Source organism: Mesorhizobium sp. M1E.F.Ca.ET.063.01.1.1 (assembly GCF_003998155.1).
In the GTDB taxonomy this organism is placed as follows: domain Bacteria; phylum Pseudomonadota; class Alphaproteobacteria; order Rhizobiales; family Rhizobiaceae; genus Mesorhizobium.
Window position 1 is genome coordinate 1 of the sequence record NZ_RZSC01000028.1, and the last position, 21,506, is coordinate 21,506.

19 protein-coding genes are annotated in these 21,506 nt (G+C 62.1%); 16 read left to right on the forward strand and 3 right to left on the reverse strand.

Annotated elements, in window-relative coordinates:
- Positions 1-439, forward strand: a 439-nt coding sequence (locus EOA29_RS04540) for a CBS domain-containing protein (RefSeq protein WP_127220297.1), incomplete at its 5' end; no start/stop codon positions are given.
- A gap of 716 nt (positions 440-1,155) precedes the next feature.
- Here the strand turns inward: EOA29_RS04540 and ftsZ are convergent.
- Positions 1,156-2,148, reverse strand: a complete 993-nt coding sequence (gene ftsZ, locus EOA29_RS04545) for a cell division protein FtsZ (protein ID WP_126090229.1) — start codon at positions 2,146-2,148, stop codon at positions 1,156-1,158.
- Here ftsZ and EOA29_RS04550 point away from each other — a divergent pair.
- The 8 genes from EOA29_RS04550 (at position 2,138) to EOA29_RS04585 (ending at position 9,006) form a co-directional block, all read left to right on the forward strand.
- Positions 2,138-2,362: a hypothetical protein gene (locus tag EOA29_RS04550; RefSeq protein WP_126090230.1), complete on the forward strand. Its 225-nt coding sequence runs from the start codon at positions 2,138-2,140 to the stop codon at positions 2,360-2,362. The genes ftsZ and EOA29_RS04550 overlap by 11 nt on opposite strands.
- A gap of 80 nt (positions 2,363-2,442) precedes the next feature.
- The gene (locus EOA29_RS04555) at positions 2,443-3,393 is read left to right on the forward strand and encodes a hypothetical protein (protein ID WP_126090231.1); all 951 of its coding nucleotides are present in this window, start codon (positions 2,443-2,445) and stop codon (positions 3,391-3,393) included.
- 84 nt (positions 3,394-3,477) lie between these two features.
- Positions 3,478-4,452 carry a quinolinate synthase NadA gene (gene nadA / locus EOA29_RS04560; RefSeq protein ID WP_126090232.1) on the forward strand — a complete coding sequence of 325 codons (975 nt, stop codon included), beginning with the start codon at positions 3,478-3,480 and terminating at the stop codon, positions 4,450-4,452.
- A complete protein-coding gene (locus EOA29_RS04565) occupies positions 4,449-6,002 on the forward strand; it encodes an L-aspartate oxidase (protein ID WP_127220299.1) in 1,554 nt (517 codons plus the stop codon). The genes nadA and EOA29_RS04565 overlap by 4 nt, the downstream gene beginning before the upstream one ends.
- 2 nt (positions 6,003-6,004) lie before the next feature.
- On the forward strand, positions 6,005-6,886 hold the full coding sequence (gene nadC / locus EOA29_RS04570; protein WP_126090234.1) for a carboxylating nicotinate-nucleotide diphosphorylase: 882 nt from the start codon (positions 6,005-6,007) through the stop codon (positions 6,884-6,886).
- Between the two features lie 173 nt (positions 6,887-7,059).
- Positions 7,060-7,500 carry a hypothetical protein gene (locus tag EOA29_RS04575; RefSeq protein ID WP_126090235.1) on the forward strand — a complete coding sequence of 147 codons (441 nt, stop codon included), beginning with the start codon at positions 7,060-7,062 and terminating at the stop codon, positions 7,498-7,500.
- Positions 7,501-7,680: 180 nt separating this feature from the next.
- Positions 7,681-8,097: a hypothetical protein gene (locus tag EOA29_RS04580; protein WP_189350585.1), complete on the forward strand. Its 417-nt coding sequence runs from the start codon at positions 7,681-7,683 to the stop codon at positions 8,095-8,097.
- Between the two features lie 144 nt (positions 8,098-8,241).
- Positions 8,242-9,006 carry a pseudouridine synthase gene (locus tag EOA29_RS04585; RefSeq protein ID WP_126090236.1) on the forward strand — a complete coding sequence of 255 codons (765 nt, stop codon included), beginning with the start codon at positions 8,242-8,244 and terminating at the stop codon, positions 9,004-9,006.
- Positions 9,007-9,168: 162 nt separating this feature from the next.
- Here the strand turns inward: EOA29_RS04585 and EOA29_RS04590 are convergent, their stop codons facing one another.
- A complete protein-coding gene (locus EOA29_RS04590; protein ID WP_126090237.1) occupies positions 9,169-9,750 on the reverse strand; it encodes a histidine phosphatase family protein in 582 nt (193 codons plus the stop codon).
- 400 nt (positions 9,751-10,150) lie between these two features.
- Here EOA29_RS04590 and EOA29_RS04595 point away from each other — a divergent pair, with 400 nt between their 5' ends.
- From EOA29_RS04595 to EOA29_RS04615, 5 genes are all read left to right on the forward strand, one after another.
- On the forward strand, positions 10,151-10,834 hold the full coding sequence (locus tag EOA29_RS04595; RefSeq protein WP_189478818.1) for a hypothetical protein: 684 nt from the start codon (positions 10,151-10,153) through the stop codon (positions 10,832-10,834).
- 287 nt (positions 10,835-11,121) lie between these two features.
- Complete coding sequence (locus EOA29_RS04600; protein WP_126090239.1) at positions 11,122-12,348, forward strand: HlyD family efflux transporter periplasmic adaptor subunit; 1,227 nt, start codon at positions 11,122-11,124, stop codon at positions 12,346-12,348.
- On the forward strand, positions 12,306-14,525 hold the full coding sequence (locus tag EOA29_RS04605; RefSeq protein ID WP_189478820.1) for a peptidase domain-containing ABC transporter: 2,220 nt from the start codon (positions 12,306-12,308) through the stop codon (positions 14,523-14,525). The genes EOA29_RS04600 and EOA29_RS04605 overlap by 43 nt, the downstream gene beginning before the upstream one ends.
- A 178-nt stretch (positions 14,526-14,703) precedes the next feature.
- A complete protein-coding gene (locus EOA29_RS04610; protein ID WP_126090241.1) occupies positions 14,704-16,011 on the forward strand; it encodes an insulinase family protein in 1,308 nt (435 codons plus the stop codon).
- Entirely contained in the window at positions 16,008-17,312 is a 1,305-nt protein-coding gene (locus EOA29_RS04615; protein WP_126090242.1) for an insulinase family protein, read from the forward strand. The genes EOA29_RS04610 and EOA29_RS04615 overlap by 4 nt, the downstream gene beginning before the upstream one ends.
- 121 nt (positions 17,313-17,433) lie before the next feature.
- Here EOA29_RS04615 and EOA29_RS04620 read toward each other — a convergent pair whose 3' ends face one another.
- Complete coding sequence (locus tag EOA29_RS04620; RefSeq protein WP_126090243.1) at positions 17,434-18,768, reverse strand: dicarboxylate/amino acid:cation symporter; 1,335 nt, start codon at positions 18,766-18,768, stop codon at positions 17,434-17,436.
- A 236-nt stretch (positions 18,769-19,004) separates the two neighbouring features.
- Here EOA29_RS04620 and EOA29_RS04625 point away from each other — a divergent pair, with 236 nt between their 5' ends.
- Both EOA29_RS04625 and EOA29_RS04630 read left to right on the forward strand, forming a co-directional pair.
- Entirely contained in the window at positions 19,005-20,870 is a 1,866-nt protein-coding gene (locus EOA29_RS04625) for an ATP-binding protein (RefSeq protein WP_126090244.1), read from the forward strand.
- On the forward strand, positions 20,867-21,506 hold a 640-nt coding region (locus tag EOA29_RS04630), incomplete at its 3' end, for a response regulator (protein WP_145969623.1). The genes EOA29_RS04625 and EOA29_RS04630, both read left to right, overlap by 4 nt.

The window sequence follows — 21,506 nt, forward strand, 5'->3', positions numbered from 1 at the left end:
CGCCGCCACTGCGGAAACCCAGGCGATGGGGCTCGAGGCAGCGGCGCGTGCCGTTAACGTCCGCGACGTCATGATCAGCCGGTTCGAAAGCCTGCCGGCGACCGCGACCCTCGACGAGGCGGCACAGGCGCTGTTGCGCACGACGCAACACGAGTTTCCGATCGTCGACGGTGGCGGCAGGCTGCGCGGCGTGCTGACGCGTGAGGGGCTTGTCGCGGGCCTCCAGCAGCGCGGTGGTCAAGCTCCTGTGATCGAGGCAATGGCCGCAAATATCCCGGTGGTGCGAGACTATGAGAAGCTCATCAAGGCGCTCGAACCCCTGAGAAGCGGGGCTGCACCTGCGGTCGGCGTGGTGGATGCCGGAGGCCGTTTGGTCGGCTATGTCATCATCGAAAACATCGGCGAGCTCATGCTGCTGCGCAGCGCCGTCGCAAGCTGACGGATCTCGGTCGGGCCGCGGCCCATGGATATACGGCTAGCGCGTGAGATGCACTTGCGCTGGCCACGCCGTTTCGGGAGCTCGCGTGCTCCTTTCGTCCAGAGCCACTGAATCCGCAGGCCGGATGTTACCCCGGCGGCTATCCATTCTGGCCAGCCGGCGCGCGTTGCCGGGCGATCGTTGGCGTGGCCTAGAGCGGCTTCACCAGGAGCGGAACGCCCCTCTGCGGACCGGAATGCATGTAGCGCTGAAACACTCAGCAACAACCAGGTCCGTTCGCTGCTGCCCGCTTTTGAGCTTCAGCTGAATGTCTGCTCGCCGGCAGGCAGGATCGCGGCGCCGAAGGTCCTGAGATGGCGCAACCATGACCTCCAGTGTTGTCGCAGACGATGTTCGCTTTCGGGCGGCGGCAAGGCTGATCTCTACGACCGAGATGCGGCGCAAAACTGCCGTTCAAAAAAGCGCGGCGAGAGCGGCTCGAATGGGATCAATTTGCCACTTCATGACGCGACGCGATATGCGAATGGCACCGGTTCGGAATGTGGGGAACGCTTGTAGCGCACCTCCGCTACCATCGATCCCCTGTCCGGCCCACAGACATAGGTAAACGGCCGCCTCGCTATCGGGCGGCCCCCGGTCATAGCCACAGACGCCTTCCTGTGACGCAGAGGCAATCGTCTATCGGGGGGGCAACCCCATCGGACATCCGCGTGGCCTCAAGCAATCCTTTGCTCAAGCTGCGCCATGTCCACGCCCTTCCGCAGGCCCGTTGCGACGACCGACACCCGGAATTTCCCAGCCAACGCCTGATCGAAGATGGCGCCGACGATGATATCGGCGTCGGCGTCGACCTCTTCCCGTATCCGTGTCGCTGCTTCATCGACCTCGAAGAGTGTCATGTCCATGCCGCCGCAAATCGAAACAAGCAGGCCTCTGGCGCCTGTCATGGAGGCTTCGTCGAGGAGCGGGTTGGCAATTGCAGCCTCGGCGGCCGTCCTTGCACGGCCTTCCCCGGAGGCCTCGCCGGTTCCCATCATCGCTCGGCCCATGTCCCGCATCACCGACTTGACGTCGGCGAAGTCGAGATTGATCAGACCCTCTTTCACGATCAGATCCGTGATGCAGCCGACACCGGCGTAGAGAACACGGTCCGCCATGGCAAATGCGTCGGCAAATGTTGTCCTGGCGTCGGCCACCCTGAATAGGTTCTGGTTCGGGATGACGATCACCGTATCGGCGCTCTCGCGAAGGCGTTCTATGCCTTCCTCGGCGGCCTGGGTCCTGCGCTTGCCTTCGAACGCGAAAGGCTTGGTGACCACGGCCACCGTCAGAATGCCGGCATCGCGCGCGGCACGCGCAATAATGGGCGCGGCGCCGGTCCCCGTGCCGCCCCCCATGCCAGCGGTGATGAAACACATGTGCGTTCCCGCCAGATGATCCATGATCTCGTCGATGGATTCCTCCGCGGCCGCGCTGCCGACCTGAGGCAAGGATCCAGCGCCCAGGCCCTCGGTCACATGCGCACCCAACTGGATCAGTCGCGACGACTTCGACATGGTGAGCGCCTGGGCGTCAGTATTGGCGACGACGAACTCGACGCCTTGCAATCCTTCGGCGATCATGTTGTTGACGGCGTTTCCGCCAGCGCCGCCGACCCCGACAACGGTGATCTTAGGCCTCATCTCGAGGATTTCCGGCTTGGCAGTCATTGTGGTCTCTCTACGGAAGGCACCGCTGCCCCGCCGCGTAACCATGCGGAACAACGTACACACGAATCAGGCGATCCCCACCGATATCAGAGAATCAGAGGAGACGCCTTGCTGCAAGGTCGGGCTGAGAGCCATGTGCTTTCGCGCCTCGGTGTTCGACGCCATTTTTCGCCATTTTGATTTCGCCTTCGCGCGCATGGTTCTGAAACATTGACGGACGAAAGAGTGCAGTCCACCTTTTGAGTGATCTGATTCAGCCCCTAGACCGAACCGGCCGAACAGCTCAGGGGGACAATGAAAGGCCAGGCAGCAGCAAGCAGAAAAGAAACGCCGCCAGGCAAGGCCCACGAGGCCAGCGTGGATCTGATCGCGGTGGTTGTGGCGATGACGGGTCAGGGACCGAGCGTCCTCACCGTCGGCCAGGCCAACGCCCTGCCCTCGGGGCCGTTCGAGCTCGGCCATCGCTCCCTGCAGTCTGGCCTTAGAGCATGGGTGGAACAGCAGACCAGTCACCAGCTCGGCTATATCGAGCAGCTCTATACGTTCGCCGACCGCGACCGGATCGGCGAGCAGCGCCAGCAGCGCGTGATCTCGATCAGCTACCTTGCCCTGACGCGCGCAGAGCACCCCGCCGGATCGGGCAAGCGTGCCTGGCGGAACTGGTACGACTATTTCCCCTGGGAAGACCACCGTTCCGGTGCCCCGCCGATGGTTTCGGACATACTGCAGTCGCGCCTGCTGGCCTGGGTGGACGAGGCGGATCACGATTCATTGCGGCGTGAGCGCCGACAGCGGGTAGCGATTGCCTTTGGTTTTGACGGTCGCGACTGGAACGAAGAGCTCGTCCTTCAGCGTTACGAGCTCCTCTACGAGGCAGGCCTGATCGAGGAGGCAACACGCGGGTCGGCGCGAAGCACATCCCCACTGGTACCTGGGGCCTCGATGATAACCGACCATCGCCGCATCCTGGCGACCGGGATCGCGCGGTTGCGTTCGAAGATCAAATACCGCCCGGTGGTGTTCGAGCTGATGCCGCCCGCATTCACCTTCCTGCAATTGCAACGCACCGTGGAAGCGCTCTCCGGAAGGCTGGTCCACAAGCCGAACTTCCGGCGCCTCATCGAGCAGCAGGATCTGGTCGAGGAGACCGGAGAGACGGCTGCCGACACCGTCGGGCGGCCAGCGAAGCTCTTCCGCTTTCGCCACGCCGTTCTCGACGAGCGGGCTGTCGCAGGGACGAAATAGCCACAATCGCGCGCTTGACATCCCTTATTCTCAAAGTAAGTATATACCCAAATTATACTCACTTAGAGAATAATTGGAGCGCCGATGCCCGTTTCGTTTTCGACTGCTGCATCTCTTTACGATCGCGTCCGGCGGGTGATCCCGCCGATCGAATGGCCGGCCTTCACCGACGACATCGACGCCATCCTTGCGCTCAAGCGTGAACGCAACGCCGTCATCCTGGCGCACAACTACCAGACGCCCGAAATCTTCCATTGCGTGGCCGATATCGTCGGCGACAGCCTTGCGCTCGCCCGCAAGGCGATGTTGGTCGATGCGGACGTCATCGTGCTCGCCGGCGTGCATTTCATGGCCGAGACGGCGAAGCTCCTCAATCCCGGCAAGACCGTGCTCATTCCGGATCTCGGCGCCGGCTGTTCGTTGGCCGACTCGATCACCGCTTCGGATGTGCGTCTGATGCGGCAGCGCTATCCCGGCGTGCCGGTCGTGACCTATGTCAACACCTCTGCCGCGGTGAAGGCCGAGTCCGACATCTGCTGCACCTCGGGCAATGCGCTGGCGGTGGTGGAATCGCTCGGCGCGCCGCGGGTGATCATGCTGCCCGACGAATATCTGGCAAGGAACATCGCTGCCCAGACAAAGATCGAGATCATCGCCTGGAAGGGACACTGCGAGGTGCATGAGCGCTTCACGCCCGCCGATATACGCGAGCTGCGCGAGGCGCATCCCGGCGTCACGGTGCTCGCCCATCCCGAGTGCCCGCCGGAGGTTGTCGCCGAAGCGGATTTTGCCGGCTCAACGGCGGCGATGTCCGACTATGTCGGACGGCACAAGCCGGCGCGCGTCGTGCTGATGACCGAGTGCTCGATGAGCGACAACGTCGCCGTCGAGCATCCTGAAGTCGACTTCGTGCGCCCATGCAATCTCTGCCCGCACATGAAGCGCATCACGCTCGCCAACATCCGCGCGGCGCTCGAGGAGAACCGCCACATCGTCACCATCGACCCGGGCGTCGCTGAACGCGCACGACAGGCAGTGGAGCGGATGCTCGCCATATGACCATGCACAACCTCCACGGCCGGCCGGTCATCGTCGGCGGCGGCATCGCGGGCCTGATGGCGGCGCTTCATCTCGCTCCGGAACCGGTCGTCCTCGTCTCCAAAACCGCGCTGGGAGACGAAGCTTCCAGCGTCCTCGCCCAGGGTGGAATCGCAGCGAGCCTCGGCAGCGATGACAGCCCGGACCTGCATCTTGCCGACACGCTCGCGGCCGGCGACGGGCTTTGCGATGAGGTGGCCGCAAGACGTGTTGTCGAGGCGGCGCCGCAAGCGATCGAGCATCTCGCGCGGTTGGGCGTTGCTTTCGACCGTACTCCCGACGGCACGCTTCTGCTCGGGCTCGAAGCCGCGCATTCGCGCCGGCGGATCGTCCATGCCGGCGGCGACGCCACCGGCCGTGAATTGATCCGCGCGGTGGCAGCCGCCGTGCGACGGACGCCTTCAATCGCCATCCTCGAAGGCGTCGAGGTCCGGCGCCTGATTGTCGAGGACGGCGAAATCGCCGGCGTGCTTGCCGTTGGAAACGGCGAAGCTTTGACGCTGTCGACTGGCCGCGTGGTGCTCGCGACCGGCGGTATCGGCGGCCTGTTCGATCATACGACGAACCCGCGCGGTTCATTCGGCCAGGGCCTGGCGCTTGCCGCGCGCGCCGGCGCGGAGCTTGCCGATCTCGAATTCGTGCAGTTTCACCCGACCGCGCTCGATGGCTCGCGGCGCCCGATGCCGCTGGTCAGCGAAGCGGTGCGCGGCGAGGGTGCGGTTCTCGTCGACGAGCGCGGCTGGCGCTTCCTCGCCGATACACCAGGGGGAGAACTCGCGTCGCGGGACGTGGTGGCGCGAGCCGTGTGGCGCCAGTTCGAGGCCGGGCATCGCGTGTTCCTCGACGCGCGGCAGTGTCTCGGACCGAAATTCGCCGAGCGCTTCCCTGCGATCGCATCGCTTTGCCGCCAAGCCGGCATCGATCCCGCCGTGGAGCCGATCCCCGTGCGTCCCGCGGCCCACTATCACATGGGCGGCGTGGCGGTGGACGCCGAAGGCCGGAGCTCGCTTCGCGGCCTATGGGCCTGCGGCGAGGTCGCCCGCACCGGGCTGCACGGCGCCAACCGTCTCGCCAGCAACTCGCTCATCGAGGCCGTGACATCGGCCGCCTGGATCGCGGCAAGCGTCGCTGCCGCGTCGCCAGGCGCGCATAGACGGCTGAAGCCGGCTATCGTGCCGCCGCGACCGGATGCCTCGCGCATCCGCCCGATCGCTTCGCACGCGCTCGGCATCGAGCGCGACGGCGAGAGGCTACGCGACGCGGCAAGGACGCTCGTGCCAATCATCGCCGGTGATGATGCCGCGTCCGATCCCGCGCTGATCGCGTTGATGATCACGGTTGCTGCTCTCCGTCGCGACGAAAGCCGGGGCTCACACTTCCGGACCGATTTCCCCCGGCGCGATGCGCAGCCGCAATCGCTGCGGTTGACGCTCGACGAGACGCTCGAAGCGGCGGCGATCCTTTCCGACACGGCATCCGACACCGTAGCGCTGCTCGACAGGAGGGCTTGACCATGACGCTGACGCCGCTGCCGCGCGTGATGATGGAGCCGCTGGTGCGCGCGGCCCTGCTCGAGGATCTGGGCCGCGCCGGCGATCTCACCACCGACGCGATCGTTCCGGCGGATGCGACCGCCACGATGGTGCTCGCCACGAGACAGCCGGGCGTGATTGCGGGTCTCGATGCCGCCGCCCTCGCCTTCGAGCTGATCGATCCTCGGACGGAAGTCACCGTGATCCACCCGGACGGCAGCGGCATCTCGGCCGGCGACGTCGTCGCAGCAGTGCGCGGACCTGCGCGCGCGTTGCTCACGGCAGAGCGGACGGCGCTCAACTTCCTTTGCCATCTGAGCGGCATTGCCACGCAAACCGCGGCGGTCGTCGAAGCCGCGCGGGGCCACAAGGCAAAAATCGCGTGCACGCGAAAGACCACTCCCGGCCTGCGTGCGCTGGAGAAATACGCCGTGCGCGCCGGTGGCGGCGCCAACCATCGCTTCGGCCTCGACGATGCCGTGCTCATCAAGGACAATCACATCGCGATTGCCGGCGATATCCGCACGGCCATCGAGCGGGCGCGTGCCGGCGTCGGCCACATGGTGCGGATCGAGGTGGAAGTCGATACGCTTGAGCAACTCGACATAGCGCTCGCGGCCGGCGTCGATGCAGTGCTGCTGGACAACATGTCCCTGGAGCAGTTGACCCAGGCGGTGGCGATGGTTGGCGGCCGCGCGATCACCGAGGCTTCCGGCCGGGTGACCGCGCAGACGGCGCCTGCGATCGCCGCGACCGGCGTCGACCTGATCTCGGTCGGCTGGATCACGCACAGCGCCCCGATCCTCGATATCGGACTCGATGCCCCGGCCGCAGCCATTTCGCCGATCGCTGGCAAGCCGTAGCGGATCAGTTGGAGACGCCTCCGACCGTCAATACCGGCACCTCCGGTGCGGCGGCACCGGCGATCTCGGCCTGGTGAAATGCATTTGCTCGTATGCGGCCGATCGCGGATTTGCTTTGCTTGGTGAATGCCTATCCTTAGGGCAAACTGCCCGTAGGGCTTTCAGGAGGAAAAATGAGAGCACGAGCGGCGACGGTCGGAGACCTCGAGAGTGTTTTCCGTGATCTGTCCAAGCGGATGTCGGACGAGTATTTGGCGGCCGGCAAGGACAGCAAGACCGCCTACGACAATCTGATGATGAACCTGAAGGAAGGCCGGGCTCATGCGCTGGTCCAGGGCGACAAGACCGTGGCCATCATTGCCTGGCACGAGCACGGCGACGCGGCCGACACGCTGTTTGCCGCACAGGAGGACTTCTTCAGCGCGGCAACGGTTCGCTTCTGCAAGCGCCACATCCGCCATATCCAGGCACTTGCCGGCAATCTTCCTATACACTCGCGCAGCTGGCTCCATGGACCCGACGTCGCGAGATGGTTCCGGATCATCGGCTATGTCGAGCGAGGGCGGGAGAACGGCGCCATCCTGTTCGAGCTGCCGCCCTCTCCCAACGGCTGAGACGTTCCGGTCATCTCCTGCAGCGGCTTGCACGGCGCGCCAATTGGCGAGATGGTATGGAAGGCAGCCGGGGGCGCTGGCACGCCGGAAATGTGGCTGCTGGAAATCGAGATGTTGCGCGCTTGCTTGGCCTTTGCCGCCCTTGTTGCCTTAGTGAGGTCGACAGAAGCAGGCGAGCAATTGCCCCATCTGCTCGACAACTCCGATCTGGCGGCCGCCTATTTGGGTGAGTCCGACCTTGTGACCGCCTATGCGACCGGAATGGCACGCTACCGTCTTCAGCTCATGGCGCGCACGGGCACGGCCAACCTCGCCACCCCTCTCGAGCCTTCGGCCTTGCGGCCGGAATTCCGTCAGCGGACATGGCGTTCGGCGGACGGCAGCCTGCTGCAAGGCTTCGCCGGCAAGGGCGGCTTCCGGCTGACCATCGGCAACTGCCTTGCCCGCATGTGCGCGGCGAACGAATGCAGCGAGGCCGGCTGGCCGATCTATGCCTGCAGCGACGGGCGCAAGCGCAGGATGTCGGTCAAGAGCTTCGTGACGGCTACCTTCGACGGTGTCGCTTACCGGCGGTTGAGCGCGCCGCCGGAACCATGACAGCGGTCAGGCCGCGCTGCCTGCTCCCGCAAGGCTGGTCTTCCACCTCGGGTGCGCGCCCGTGTCTTGACGATGGATGGACCGGGGGCGGGTTGCGGTCCCATTGCCCTGCGTGGCATCTGTCGGCCGATGACACGCAAGCCTATGCGACAACCACGCGAGATGCCCCGGCGAGCCGTTGCCGGGAAGGTCAGCCTCGACCGGGCGCTGTCGAAGCTTGGGTTTTGCTCGCGCAAGCAGGCTGAGCAGCTGATCGCCGAGGGGCGCGTGCAGGTCGCGGGCAAGGTGGCGCGCGACCCATCATTACGCATCGATCCTGATCGCGACCGCATCACCGTCGATGGCGAGCGCGTCGCCGCCGAGCGCAAGGTCTATCTGATGCTCAACAAGCCGCGCGGGCTGGTCACCACGCGCGACGATCCCGAAGGCCGCGGCACGGTCTATGACTGCCTTGCCGATCTGGAGCTGCCCTTCGTCTCGCCGGTCGGCCGCCTCGACAAGGCAAGCGAAGGCCTGCTCTTGATGACCAACGACACGCGCTGGGCGAACGGGCTGCTCGATCCGGCCTCGCATGTCGCCAAGACCTATCATGTGCAGATCGCTTCCGCCCCTGACGAGGCGATGCTCAGGCGGTTTCGCGAAGGTGCTGTCGCGGACGGCGAACTGCTGACGGCGAGCGCGATCGAATTGCTGCGCAGCGGCGGGCGCACCGCCTGGCTGGAGATCGTCCTCGATGAAGGCCGCAACCGCCAGATCCGCCGCCTGCTCGGCGCTTTCGACATCGAGGTGCTCAGGCTGGTGCGGGTGGCGATCGGCGCCCTGCAGCTCGGCGATCTCGCGAAAGGCAAGGCGCGGCATCTGACGACAGAGGAGTTGGCGATGCTGTCGGGCGAGAGGAGTCGTGCCTAGCATCCCCCTCACCCGCATTGCCAGCCGAATTGCAAAGAGCAATTCGGGGCAATCCGACCTCTCCCCGAGGGGAGAGGAGCCGGATGGCGCCGAGTCAACCTCTTCTCCCCACCGGGGAGAAGGTGGCCGCGAAGCGGCCGGATGAGGGGGAGCCCGCGATCGCTACTTCTGGTTCCACCTGCGGATCACCGGCTCGGTCGGATCATGCTCGTAGCCGAGGATGCTAAGGCTTGCGGTATCGAGCACGAAGCGGGCGCCGCCCTGCGGCGGCAGGCCGACCCAGCGCGCCGCAAGCACGCGCAGGAAATGCGCACTTGAAAAGATCAGCACATTGCCGGCTACAGCGCGAGCCTCGCCGATGATCGCATCGGCCCTGGTTCCGACGTCCTTCGCTGTCTCGCCGCCCGGACAGCCGTCGCGAAACAATTGCCAGCCTGGGCGCCGGCCAAGAATCTCCTTCGTCGTCATGCCTTCATAGGCACCATAATCCCATTCCTGCAGGTTGGCCTTCTTCACCGCGCGTTCGCCGAAACCGGCAAACCGGCAGGTATCGAAGGCGCGCTGTGACGGGCTCGACCAGACCGCCTGAAAAGTCAGACCCTGGAGACGATCGGCAATGCCGTGCGCCGCCTCTTCGCCCCTCGCGGTCAGCGGAATGTCGGTGCGGCCGGTGTGCTTGCCCGAGGCGCTCCATTCCGTTTCCCCATGGCGGACAAGGTAGATTTCGGGAAACATGCTGCTCATGCACAGGCCTTCAGTTCGATTGAGCGCAACCTATGCGGCGGCTGGCGAAAAGAACAGGCCGCGGCCGGTGACCGGTCGCGACCCTGAACAGTCCCTGGCGGAAAATCTACCGGAGCGGTCAGGCGGTCCGTTGCCCCGCAGCGAGAGATCGCCCTCAACCGCCAACGCGTTCTCCATGGCGGCGGCGAACATCTCCCGGTCGAGTCTCTTTTCCCAGCGCGCCGATCCGCAGGCGGTTGCAAGTCGCACAGGCTCAGGGCCGGATGCCGCCGAGGCCACACAAACGAGGTCATACCTAAGGGCTTGAAAGAGCTTCACGAGCAACTCGGGAAGAGTCTTGCTGTGCCTGGTAGTGCATCTCGTGAAGAAGCCGCAAATTTCGGCCTGTCCATTCTAGCCCTTGAACGTACAACCAAAACGTGCAAGCTTCGGCTTGGGCGGGTTTCGCGTTTCAATGGATTTGAGCGAGGAATTCGACATGAATAGCATGGACCAATCCGCTACATTTTCCGACAGCTACAATCCTTTCGAGCTTTCTGCGGAGGAACTTGACGACATCGCTGGGGCGGGTTGGAAAGGTCGCGCCGACGCCGCAGGTGGAGCGTTTGTATCGGGCGCCGGAATTGCGTCTCTCTCCGGGATTTCGCCCGGCAAGTCGCTTGCGATCGGCGGCCTCAGCGCATTAGGTGCGGGTAGTTCCGGTGCTTCGAGCGGCCGCGTAATCTGTACCCACTTTTTCCGGAAGGGCATGCTGGATCGGGAAACTTGGCGAGCTGACCTCGAATTCACAGCCACTCGTCTCTCGCCACGTACCGTGAGAGGGTATCAATATTGGGCTATCCCCTATGTCCGTCTGATGCGGAGATCTCCCCTCGCCGAAAGAACCATATATCCGCTGGCGGTCTGGAGAGCCGAAGAACTCGCTTATCGGATGGGTCTTCGCAAGAAGGGGAATTGGAAAGGCAAGATTGTTCGCGTCGTGGGCGAAAGCATCTGCTACACGATCGGACTTTTCGTTGGCGAACAGAACTGGCAGCAACTTTGGGCTGAGGACGCCGAGTTCTCCAAGGGACAAGGCGTGTAAGGCATCACCCAACCTTAGGAGCTACAGTCATGATGGTATTGTTTCACTTGCTAAAAGAGTCGGCAGTAACCGCCTTGGCAGCATATGGATGCGTCGCCTTTGCAGCAATATTCTTTCCTTGGATCGAGCCCGTCTCGAAGAACTGGGCGCTTCTTGTTGTTCTGTTCGTGGTTCAACTTGTCCTCAAGCTGATTTTTAGCAGGGACACGGAGGGCCACTTGCGAAGCTCACTAGGCAGTTGAAGACAACCTGAAGTTCACATCCGTCTGCAAGATGCCTCTTGAGCAATGGCCTTGAGCCTAAAGAGGAACGCGAACATATTCGGCGACATCCACATTGGCCCGGGCCAAACCTGGGCCAGTGTTTGTTGGGTGTTTATCTTCGCTTCCATTGTGATAGCGGCATTCCTCTTGTCGGCGAAATTTTCCCGACGAGAGCAAGTAAACGGATTTCTCATCGCCAATCCTCAAATCATGCGGATCAATGCTCCTCGACCCGGCCGCATACAGCGTATTGTCGTACATGAGGGGCAACGTATGAAGCGAGGGGATGTCCTCATCTATGTCGATCCGGATCCCAGTCTCGTGAACGGCAGACCGGCCGCTGAATCTGAGATCGACCGAATCAAAGTTGCCGAGTCTGAGCTACGGAGTCGCGTTCAATCCATTGGTTCTCAAGTCGGTAAGAAAGTAACGGAATATACGGAGCGCATTGACGCTGTAGCGCAACAGGTTGTGGCCGTCCGGAGCGGAGTGGAACTTCAGCAGCAGACGATTGCCGTCCTCAAAGAGCAATTGTCGGCAGGTCGGACTTTGAGAGAGTCCGGCGCGATGAGCGTCACTGAAATACAAAGACGCGAGACCGCGCTGCGCGACGCCGAAATTTCGGTTCAGACTCTGCTTTATTCCCTCCACGAGAATGAAGCGACCTTGGCAGAGCTTCGAGGGCTCAGAGAGCAGGCGCCTATAGAAGGCGAACTTCGAATTTCAGACTTGCGGCAATCGCTGATTGAACTGGGCCAACGACGAACGGAAGCGGAAGGACGAATGGCCTTCCAGGTCACGGCGCCCGTTGACGGCACGGTGGACACCATTCTGGTTGCCCCCGGGCAGACGGTGGATCCGAGTTTGACCATGATCTCGCTTCTGCCAGAGACGTCTGTCCTCGTTGCCGAGATGTACGTCCCGAGCAAGGTGATCGCCTTCGTTGAGCCACACCAGCCGGTGCGGATCGCCTACGACGCTTTCCCCTATGTTCGGTACGGCTTTGCCGCGGGCAAGGTTGCTTCGGTTTCGGAGACAATCTTAAGGCCGGACGAGCTTCGAAAGACAATCTCATTGGCTGAGCCGAGCTATCGCGTTACCGTTTCCATCGAAAACCAGACCATGAGGTCAGGTGACCGAGAAATCCCCCTTCGACCCGGTCTCACACTCAGTGCCGATATAATCCTGGATCGCCAGACGCTCGCGCAGTGGATCTTGCGTTCGGTCAGGGAGCTGTGGGCTCGGGTATGACGGACACCTTTCGCCCGCGGTGGCGCGGATTCGCAAAGTACAGAACACCGGTCATTCGGCAGGCGACCTTGGCCGAGTGCGGGCTAGCCTGCATCGCGATGATTGCGAACTATTGGGGCTGGAGGATCGATCTTGGCTCTCTGCGCTCACTCGCACCGCCGTCAATGAAAGGCGCACGGCTCAAGACCGTCCTCAAGCTTGCGAGCCAGTACGGTTTGGAGGGACGTGCGGTCAGGGTCCCCCGGCTCTCTGATCTCAGGAAGCTCCAGCTGCCCGCCATGCTCCATATTGACGACGACCACTTTGTGGTGCTGGTCAAAGTCCAAAGAAAAGGAGCTGTGGTTCACGACCCAGCAATTGGACGCACGGTCATTGGGTGGGAGGAGCTATCCAAGCGCTCAAGAGGGATCGCTGCCGAATTCAGGCCGAGCGGCACCTTCGTGGCGCGGGACCAACGAAGAAAGCTCTCGCTTTCATCCATTTGGTCACACCTCTATGGTGTGACTCCTACAGTTACGCAGATTATTTTGCTATCGATATTGCTGCAGGTGGCCGCCGTCGTCGCACCGCTATATCTTCAACTTGCGGTCGATGAAGCCGTAACCAGGCTTGATACTGACCTCATGAACGTCCTGTTTGCGGGGTTCACCTGTTTAGCAATCATCAACTGTGCGGCGTTCTTTCAGCGTCGGATCATAACTCTACAGATTGGTCAGTCTCTGTCCCTTGGATTGATGAGCAACTTGTTTCGGCATATGCTGAAACTTCCCTCGGCCTTTTTCGAACAACGGCACTTGGGCGATGTAACCTCCCGATTCAACTCCACGAATACGGTCCAGGCATTTCTTACGGGCCCAGCCCTGGACGCACTTGTCGACACCGTTGCAGCCACAATCGCCCTTGCGGTCCTTTTTCTCTACGGCAGCAATTTTGCTCTGATCGTCGTGGGTATCGTCAGCCTCGAGGGCATTCTCCATTTCGGAACCATCCGCATTAGGCGACTGCTGACGGAAGACAAGCTGGCAACCGAGGCGCGAGAAGAAACCCTCTTTCTGGAAACGATACGGGCGATCCGCAGTATCAAGCTGTTTGGACGCGAGGATGAACGCTTTGAGCGCTGGCAAACTCGTCTGACGGATATGACGGATGCCAACTTTCGCCACAGCGCCGCCGATGCGGCCATTCGATCCGTAGCCGACCTGATCGATTCTGTCGGGGCAGCCTTCATCGTTTTTGTCACAGCCCGCGCCGCCATGGGAGGCTCGTTCACCATCGGTATGATGATGTCCTTCATCGCTTACCAGGTCTATTTCGGCAGAACCGCAAAAAACGCGGTTGATGCCTTGGTAGTGTGGCGCACCCTTTCCGTCCATCTGGACCGTATAGCCGACTTGGCCCTTGCTTCGCCGGAGGATGGGGAAAGCGGCCTGCGACCTTCAATTTCTGGCTCCATAAATGTGAACACAGTCTCGTTTCGGTACCATCCAGATGAACCGCCAATTGTCTCCGATCTATCCCTCTCGATCAGCGCTGGCGAAATGGTCGCGATCACCGGTCGGTCAGGCGAAGGCAAGACGACACTTCTCAAGCTGATGCTCGGGTTGGAGCGCCCTCTGTCTGGAGAAGTCTCGTATGACGGTATCGGCCTGAACCGGATCGCTCGAAACCATTTCATTTCCAACATCGCCACTGTCATGCAAGATGACACGCTGTTGTCGGGAACGATCGCTGAGAACGTCGCCTTCTTTGATACCGAACTTGATTTCGAACGCATCGAAGCCTGCGCTCGCCTTGCTTGCATCCATGACGAGATAGACAGCATGCCCATGCGCTACGCCAGCTTGATCGGCGATATGGGAAGCGCGCTTTCAGGTGGTCAAAAACAGCGTCTGATGATCGCTCGTGCCCTGTACAGGCAGCCAAAGATTCTGTTTATCGACGAGGGAACGTCGCACCTCGATCTCCAGGTTGAACGCGCTATCAATGACAACCTAACGCAACTTAATATTACGCGTGTTGTCATCGCTCATCGCCCCGACACGCTCAGAATCGCTGATCGTGTATTCAATATGAGTAGCGGAGGGCTTGCAGAACTGATGGTCATGCACACGGACACCGAGCGCGACGGTAATATTGGCCGGATGCAAGAGCTCAGGTCGAAGTCACAGTTTTCCTAAAATTATGCGCAAGGTGCTGGAAACCTCTGATTATTCTCTGATCCTGAAGACCAAAACGAGGCGACAGGCTTTGCCGAGCGGTGATCCGCCGGAGCCTGGGCGCCGGGAGCAAGGACTTGCAGCGTATCCGATACATGGACCTCTCCCCCGGCCGCCGAAATGAGGACTGTGAGAAGCCATGCTGAGCTCGATTAGAAGATGGATAGCACCTGATGTACATGACGCCCGCAGCAGCGCGGTACTGTACATTGAGACTGCTGCCGTCGACGGATACATAGTCCATCATTGGGTCCCTGTCGGAAGCGCGGCCGACCCTATCCCTGGGGCGGCACATCTTCTTGAGCATCTTCTGTCGGCAGCCGGAAAATCCTACGGAACGGCTCCCACGGCACTTTATTCCGCAAATGCGTTTACATCATTTTTCTGGACTCGGTTTGACGCGAAGGTCGCTCAGGGCCGCCTCATTGAAGCGATCGACCAACTCCGATTGTTGCGAGAGCTACGGAACCTCTCCCCCAAGCTTATCGAAACCGAGAAATCCATTACAAGACAGGAGATCTATCAGTACCGCTCTGCCTTTGCGGAACTGGAACAGCATCGCGCGTTCGACGCGCAGTTGTTTTCGAACTCCTTCCTCGAGCGATGGCCTATGGGCACGATCGAGGGCATAGAGGCCCTTACTGGGAGGGGACTGAACGAATTCCACCGGCAGCAGTATTCTGCCGCGCGCACTTTGACAGTTATCCTCGGCAACCATGCTGGCCCAATAGTGGAGCGGCAGTTGCGTTCCCAGTATCGGTCGGCCCGAATTGGCTCCCTCAGCCTCCATGCCGAACCTGAACGGCAGAAGAGAGGGCTGCGAGGCTCTGCTTCGTGGCTGGCGCTTGAGGGGGAGCCTCCGGCAACGACCGGTTTCCTGGAGATGACTGCACCGGTACCTTCTCTTCAACGGGAGCGCGTCCTTCACAAAATGCTGGCACAACCCTCAGCGGAAGAAGCCGCGCAGCCCGCCATGCGATCCATCCTTGCAGGCTTTCTTGCGAGCAGGTTGCCGGGAAGTCCTCATCACGAACTGGTCGACAAATCGCGCTTGGCTGCCAAGCTTGAGATATGGCTGGAACCGTTCCCGAACAATTTGTTGCGCATGACCACGGATGCGCTGGCCGCAGGAGAAGTTTCTGGAGAGGAACTCTCACGGGGTCTGCAACAATACTTTGATGGTTTTCTACGAACCGGGCTCGATCCTGCGACCTTCGGGCGGCTGCGGGACCGTGAAATCAAGCTCTTGGACAACCGCGCTGAAAGCTCCCGAGACTTTGCCGTTGCGCTTGGTGAAGAGATCCTTCTCTGCGGGTATGACATCGCAGTGGACCGAAGGGACACATTGAGGCGTTTGACGTCCGATGGGATAAATGCCTGGCTTGCCACCATCGGCAAGCCGCTGCGCGCCGGAGCGTTGATCCTTAAGCCGGAGGCGGCAACATGACGAAGCACTTCCGAACATTGATCGGTGGATTGCGGCGCAACCTTTTCAAAGCAAGGGCATCAACTGAAACAAGGCTAAAAGCTGCTCTCTCAAACAGCCCGACCGGCATCCAATTTCTCTTCCAGCCAAGCTCGACGCAGCAGTCGGCGGCTATCGGATTTGCGTTCCGGGGCGGCATCGCGCACGATCCGGAGGATGGACCCCACACCTCGCTCGTGGCGCCGCGGATGCTGCTCGAAAGCGCCCTCAACCGAACCGGGGGCCAAATCTCCGAAACGCTGACTGACCTGGAGGGTACTTTTGTCCTTAACGCCGAACCTGAGGCGATTTTCGGGCTAGTGGTGGGACCGAAGAAAAGCATTCTCGAAATCATTCACCACTCGCGAGAATTTCTCGCTATGCCTCAAATCTCAGAAAGGATGCTCGACGACATCAAGAAGTTGGTGTTCGACCAGCTAACTGAGCACGCAGCCGAGCCATACACAAAGGCCCAGCAGGCCTTTCTTGACGGTTTATGCCTGCCTCACCCTTATGTGAGATCGGTCATTCCTGACCCTGAAATGGTGAAGAACATCACAGCCGCAGACGTGGTGACCTGGCACAGTGAACGACTGGTAAAGTCCCGGCTGATCGTCAGCGTGGTGGGGCACATCAGCGAAGTTGAAGCCGGTTCACTTGTGGACGCGCTCTTCGGTCGATTGCCGAAAGGATACCCGTCCCGGAAGATTGAAGGCGTCGAGTTCAAGCCGATCGCCCCAACCCCAATCACAGTCTCGACCGACACGCCTGATCAGGCGGTCATCGGCATTGGAAGCGCCAGCGTTTCAGTGTCACAGCCAGAGAGTTGGCTGGCGGCAAGGATGTTGGCCCACATCCTTGCGGGCGATGAAAACGCCAGATTGTTTCGCGAGGTACGCAATGGCACGGGAAAGACATACGGGCTGCAGTACCACTTCGACTTCTTCCTGGGCGCAAGCTTCTTCGTGCTATTCGGAGCCATCGCCAAGGAGGATCTGAATGGCACACTATCCACGATCCGCTCCTCAATCGACTCCTTTGTAACGCAAGGGCCGACGGCTGCAGAAATCGCGCTTGCAAGAACGGCCGTTTCGGCTCTGATGCGCACAGTAACCCAAGACCACAGCGCGTTTGCACGTGAACTGACAAATCTGCTCTTTTTTGGTTGGTCGGTAGACGACATCAACAGAGCGGACACTTTGGCAGCGGAAATCGACCTCAGCACATCACGGTACAGGGAGGAGCTGATCTCATTGCCGCCGTTGGTCGTGGTGGCCGGATGACTTTCAGGCCTCTTGGCCATTGTCGTGGCGAGCGTGCCGTTCGCCATCGCCACACCATGGCTGTTCAGGCCCGGTCCGGCGGCAATCCGGTCCGGGCCTGAATGAGCATCGAGGTTGAATGTCAGGCCGGCTGCAGGCCGCCCGACAGCGCCAGGTCGGCCTCTTCCGGCAACTGGCCGGCCATGGCGGCGGCGAACTGCTTCTGGTCGAGTTCGCCTTCCCAGCGCGCCACGACGATGGTCGCAACCGCATTGCCGACGAAGTTGGTGAGCGCGCGGCATTCCGACATGAAGCGGTCGACGCCGAGGATCAGCGCCATGCCGGCGACCGGTACCGAAGGCACGACCGAGAGCGTGGCGGCTAGCGTGATGAAGCCGGCACCGGTGATGCCGGCGGCGCCCTTCGAGCTCAGCATGGCGACGAGCAACAAGAGGATCTGGTCGCTGAGAGTGAGCGGCGTGTCGGTCGCCTGGGCGATGAAAAGCGCTGCAAGCGTCATGTAGATGTTGGTGCCGTCGAGGTTGAAGGAATAGCCGGTCGGGATGACCAGGCCGACCACCGAGCGCTTGCAGCCGGCGCGTTCCATCTTGGCCATCAGGCCGGGAAGTGCGGCCTCCGACGACGAGGTGCCGAGGACCAGCAGCAGCTCTTCCTTGATATAGCGGATCAGCGCCAGGATGGAGAAGCCGTTGTACCATGCGACCGCGCCCAGCACGACCAGCACGAAAAGCAGCGACGTCAGGTAGAAGGTGCCGATCAGGAAGGCCAGGTTGGCGATGGTGCCGATGCCGTATTTGCCGACGGTGAAGGCCATGGCGCCGAAAGCGCCGATGGGGGCTGCCTTCATCAGAATGGCGACGAGGCGGAAGATCGGTGCGGTCAGCGCCTGCAGGAAATCGACGACCGGACGGCCGCGCTCGCCGACGAGCGCCAGCGCCACGCCGAACAGCACCGAGAAGAACAACACCTGCAGGATATCACCCTGCGCGAAGGCGCCGGTGATGGTGTCGGGGATGATGTTCATCAGGAAGCCGACGATGGTCGTGTCATGCGCCTTTTCGGTGAAGGTCGAGACCTTCGAGGCATCAAGCGTCGCCGGATTGATGTGCATGCCGGCGCCGGGCTGGATGACGTTCGAGACGACGAGGCCGACGACGAGCGCCAGCGTCGAGAAGACGAGGAAATAGGCCATGGCCTTGCCGGCGACGCGGCCGACCTTGTGCAGGTCGGAGACACCGGCGATGCCGGTCGCGACGGTGAGGAAGATCACCGGCGCGATGACCATCTTGACCAGCTTGATGAAGGCATCGCCAAGCGGTTTCAGCGAAGCGCCGAAATCGGGATAGAAATGGCCGAGCAGGATGCCGGCGGCGATCGCCACCAGAACCTGCACATAGAGATGCCGGTAAAAGGGAACCTTGCCGCGCGGTTCCGCGGCAGCGACTGCGGTCTGCATCGTATCCTCCGTTCAGCCCCGATCGAGAAAGCTCGACCTCCCTGGGGCAGTTGACCTCCACAGCCTCGCGGCTGCTGTGGATGCATTTGCAATGGGCGTGCCAGTTTCCGCCTCGAAGCGTCTCTCATTGATTCTGTTGGTTTTTTCGAACCGGCGATCCTCGACTCCTAAGAATACCGTGCGGCGATCCGCATAGATCGAATTGTGCTTTGTGCGAAATCATGCACAAATGCGGCATGCTGCAACGCCCCGCCGCTGCCCTCTCCTTGACGCCCGAACTGCTCGCCGGGCGGGCGCGGCGCGCCTGGCTGCTGTTCACGGCGATCGCGCTTCTGATCGTATTTGCGGCGCTCTACGGCGCCGGCCTTTATGGCCGTTCGACCGAGATCGAGGCGCTGGCGGCGCAAGGCCGCACCGACGCCAACCTCAAGGTCGCGCTGCTGCGCGCGGTGCTGGAGAATCCGCGCGCGCTGCCGCTGCTTTTGTCCAAGGACCAGCAGGTGCATGACGCGCTCACCGAGCGCAGCCCCGCTTCGATCGAAGTGCTCAACCGAAAGCTGGAAGGGCTGGTCTCCGGCACCAAGGCCTCCGTCCTCTATGTCACCGGCACGGACGGGCTGGCGATCGCTTCCAGCAACTGGCGCGAGCCGGTCAGCTTCGTCGGCAACGACTATGGTTTTCGCGCCTATTTCTCCGGCGCCATGCAGTCCGGCACCGCCGAGTATTTCGCGCTCGGCAATACCAGCAAGCGTCCCGGCCTCTACATTTCGCGCCGTGTCGACGGCGCTTCCGCTGCGCTCGGCGTCGTCGTGGTCAAGATGGAGTTCGACCAGCTCGAGGCCGACTGGCACGAGGCGAGCCGTCCGGCCTATGTCAGCGACGAGCATGGCGTGGTGCTGATCACCAGCGTACCTTCCTGGCGTTTCATGACGACGGCGCCGCTGGCCGCCGCGGCGATGGCTGACATCCGCGCCAGCCAGCAGTTCGGCGACGCGCCGCTGGTGCCCTTGCCGATCACGAAGCCACAGGCGCTCAGCGGCGATGTCGCGCTGGTCCATGCAATCACCCCTGGCGGCAGCGACGCGGAATATCTGCGGCTGTCCACGGCTGTGCCTTCGACACCCTGGCGGCTCGACTATCTGGTTCCGGCGGAGGCGCCGATTGCCTCGGCGCAGCGCGAAATGCGGCTGTTGGCGCTCGGCGTCCTCGTTCCGCTCCTCGCTTTAGCCGCCTATTTGTTGTGGCGCCGCCAGTCCGCCCAGATGCGGATTGCCGCCGAGCAGGCGGCGCGAGCGGAGCTCGAACGCCGCGTCGTCGAGCGCACCCAGGACCTCAGCCTGGCGCGCGACCGGCTGCAGGCCGAAATCGCCGATCACCGCAGCACCGAAGCGAGACTCCAGGTCATGCAGCAGGATCTGGTACAGGCCAACCGTCTCGCGACCCTCGGCCAGGTTGCCGCCGGCGTCGCGCATGAGATCAACCAGCCGGTCGCCACAATCCGCGCCTATGCCGACAATGCGCGCGTCTTCCTCGATCGCAAGCAGACCGCGTCCGCCGAGGAGAACCTCGGCGCCATTGCCGCGCTGACGGAGCGGATCGGTTCGATCACCGACGAGCTGAAGGCCTTCGCCCGCAAGGGCCGCACGGCGGCGGAGCCGGTCGAGTTGCGCAGCGTCATCGAGGGTGCGGTCGTGCTGCTCAGGAGCCGCTTTGCCGGCCGGCTGGAGGCGCTGGCGATCGCGCTGCCGCCGCCAACGCTCAAGGTGCTGGGCAACCGGCTGCGGCTCGAGCAGGTGCTGATCAACCTGTTCCAGAACGCGCTGGAAGCACTGGAGGGTCGCAGCGACGCACGGGTCGAAGTGTCCGCCTCAGAAACGTCCGACGACGTTGCGCTGATCGTGTCCGACAACGGGCCGGGCATCCCGCCCGCCATCCTGAAATCGCTGTTCACGCCGTTCAACACGTCGAAGGAAAGGGGGCTCGGGCTCGGCCTCGTCATCTCTAAGGACATCGTCGCCGACTATGGCGGGCGCATCGAGGTGGCGAGCAGCGATCAGGGCACCCGCTTCACCATCCATCTCTCGAAAGCTGGCCCGACATGACGAGCGGCAATCCGGTCATCCTGATCGATGACGACAGCGACCTGCTCAAGGCGACAAAGCAGACGCTGGAGCTCGCCGGCTTTGCTGTCTCAGCCTTTGCCTCGGCAACAGAAGCACTCGCCGACCTCGACGCGAGCTTTGCCGGGGTAGTGGTATCGGACATCCGCATGCCCGAAATGGATGGCCTGCAGCTTTTCGACCGCGTGGTCGACCTCGACCCGGATATCCCCGTCATCCTGGTCACCGGGCATGGCGACATCGCGATGGCGGTCAAGGCGATCAAGGACGGCGCCTATGATTTCATCACCAAGCCCTTCGCAGCCGACCGGCTGGCGCAAAGCGTGTGGCGCGCGGCGGAAAAACGCCGCCTTGTGATGGAGAACCGCGCCTTGCGCGAGGCGGCCGAGCAGGCGCAGGAAGGCCTGCCGCTGATCGGCCAGACACCGGCGATGGAGCGGCTGCGCCGGACGCTCAGACAAATCGCCGACACCGATGTCGATGTGCTGGTAACCGGCGAGACCGGCTCGGGCAAGGAGGTGGTGGCGAACCTGCTGCACCGCTGGAGCCGCCGCGCCAAGGGCAATTTCGTCGCGCTCAATTGCGGCACGCTGCCGGAGACCGTGATCGAAAGCGAAT

Coding starts and splice junctions, on each gene's coding strand:
- ftsZ (WP_126090229.1), bottom strand. CDS start 2,148: ATGACTGCCAAGCCGGAAATCCTCGAGATGAGGCCTAAGATCACCGTT.
- EOA29_RS04555 (WP_126090231.1), top strand. CDS start 2,443: ATGAAAGGCCAGGCAGCAGCAAGCAGAAAAGAAACGCCGCCAGGCAAG.
- nadA (WP_126090232.1), top strand. CDS start 3,478: ATGCCCGTTTCGTTTTCGACTGCTGCATCTCTTTACGATCGCGTCCGG.
- EOA29_RS04565 (WP_127220299.1), top strand. CDS start 4,449: ATGACCATGCACAACCTCCACGGCCGGCCGGTCATCGTCGGCGGCGGC.
- nadC (WP_126090234.1), top strand. CDS start 6,005: ATGACGCTGACGCCGCTGCCGCGCGTGATGATGGAGCCGCTGGTGCGC.
- EOA29_RS04575 (WP_126090235.1), top strand. CDS start 7,060: ATGAGAGCACGAGCGGCGACGGTCGGAGACCTCGAGAGTGTTTTCCGT.
- EOA29_RS04585 (WP_126090236.1), top strand. CDS start 8,242: ATGCGACAACCACGCGAGATGCCCCGGCGAGCCGTTGCCGGGAAGGTC.
- EOA29_RS04590 (WP_126090237.1), bottom strand. CDS start 9,750: ATGAGCAGCATGTTTCCCGAAATCTACCTTGTCCGCCATGGGGAAACG.
- EOA29_RS04600 (WP_126090239.1), top strand. CDS start 11,122: ATGGCCTTGAGCCTAAAGAGGAACGCGAACATATTCGGCGACATCCAC.
- EOA29_RS04610 (WP_126090241.1), top strand. CDS start 14,704: ATGCTGAGCTCGATTAGAAGATGGATAGCACCTGATGTACATGACGCC.
- EOA29_RS04615 (WP_126090242.1), top strand. CDS start 16,008: ATGACGAAGCACTTCCGAACATTGATCGGTGGATTGCGGCGCAACCTT.
- EOA29_RS04620 (WP_126090243.1), bottom strand. CDS start 18,768: ATGCAGACCGCAGTCGCTGCCGCGGAACCGCGCGGCAAGGTTCCCTTT.
- EOA29_RS04625 (WP_126090244.1), top strand. CDS start 19,005: ATGCTGCAACGCCCCGCCGCTGCCCTCTCCTTGACGCCCGAACTGCTC.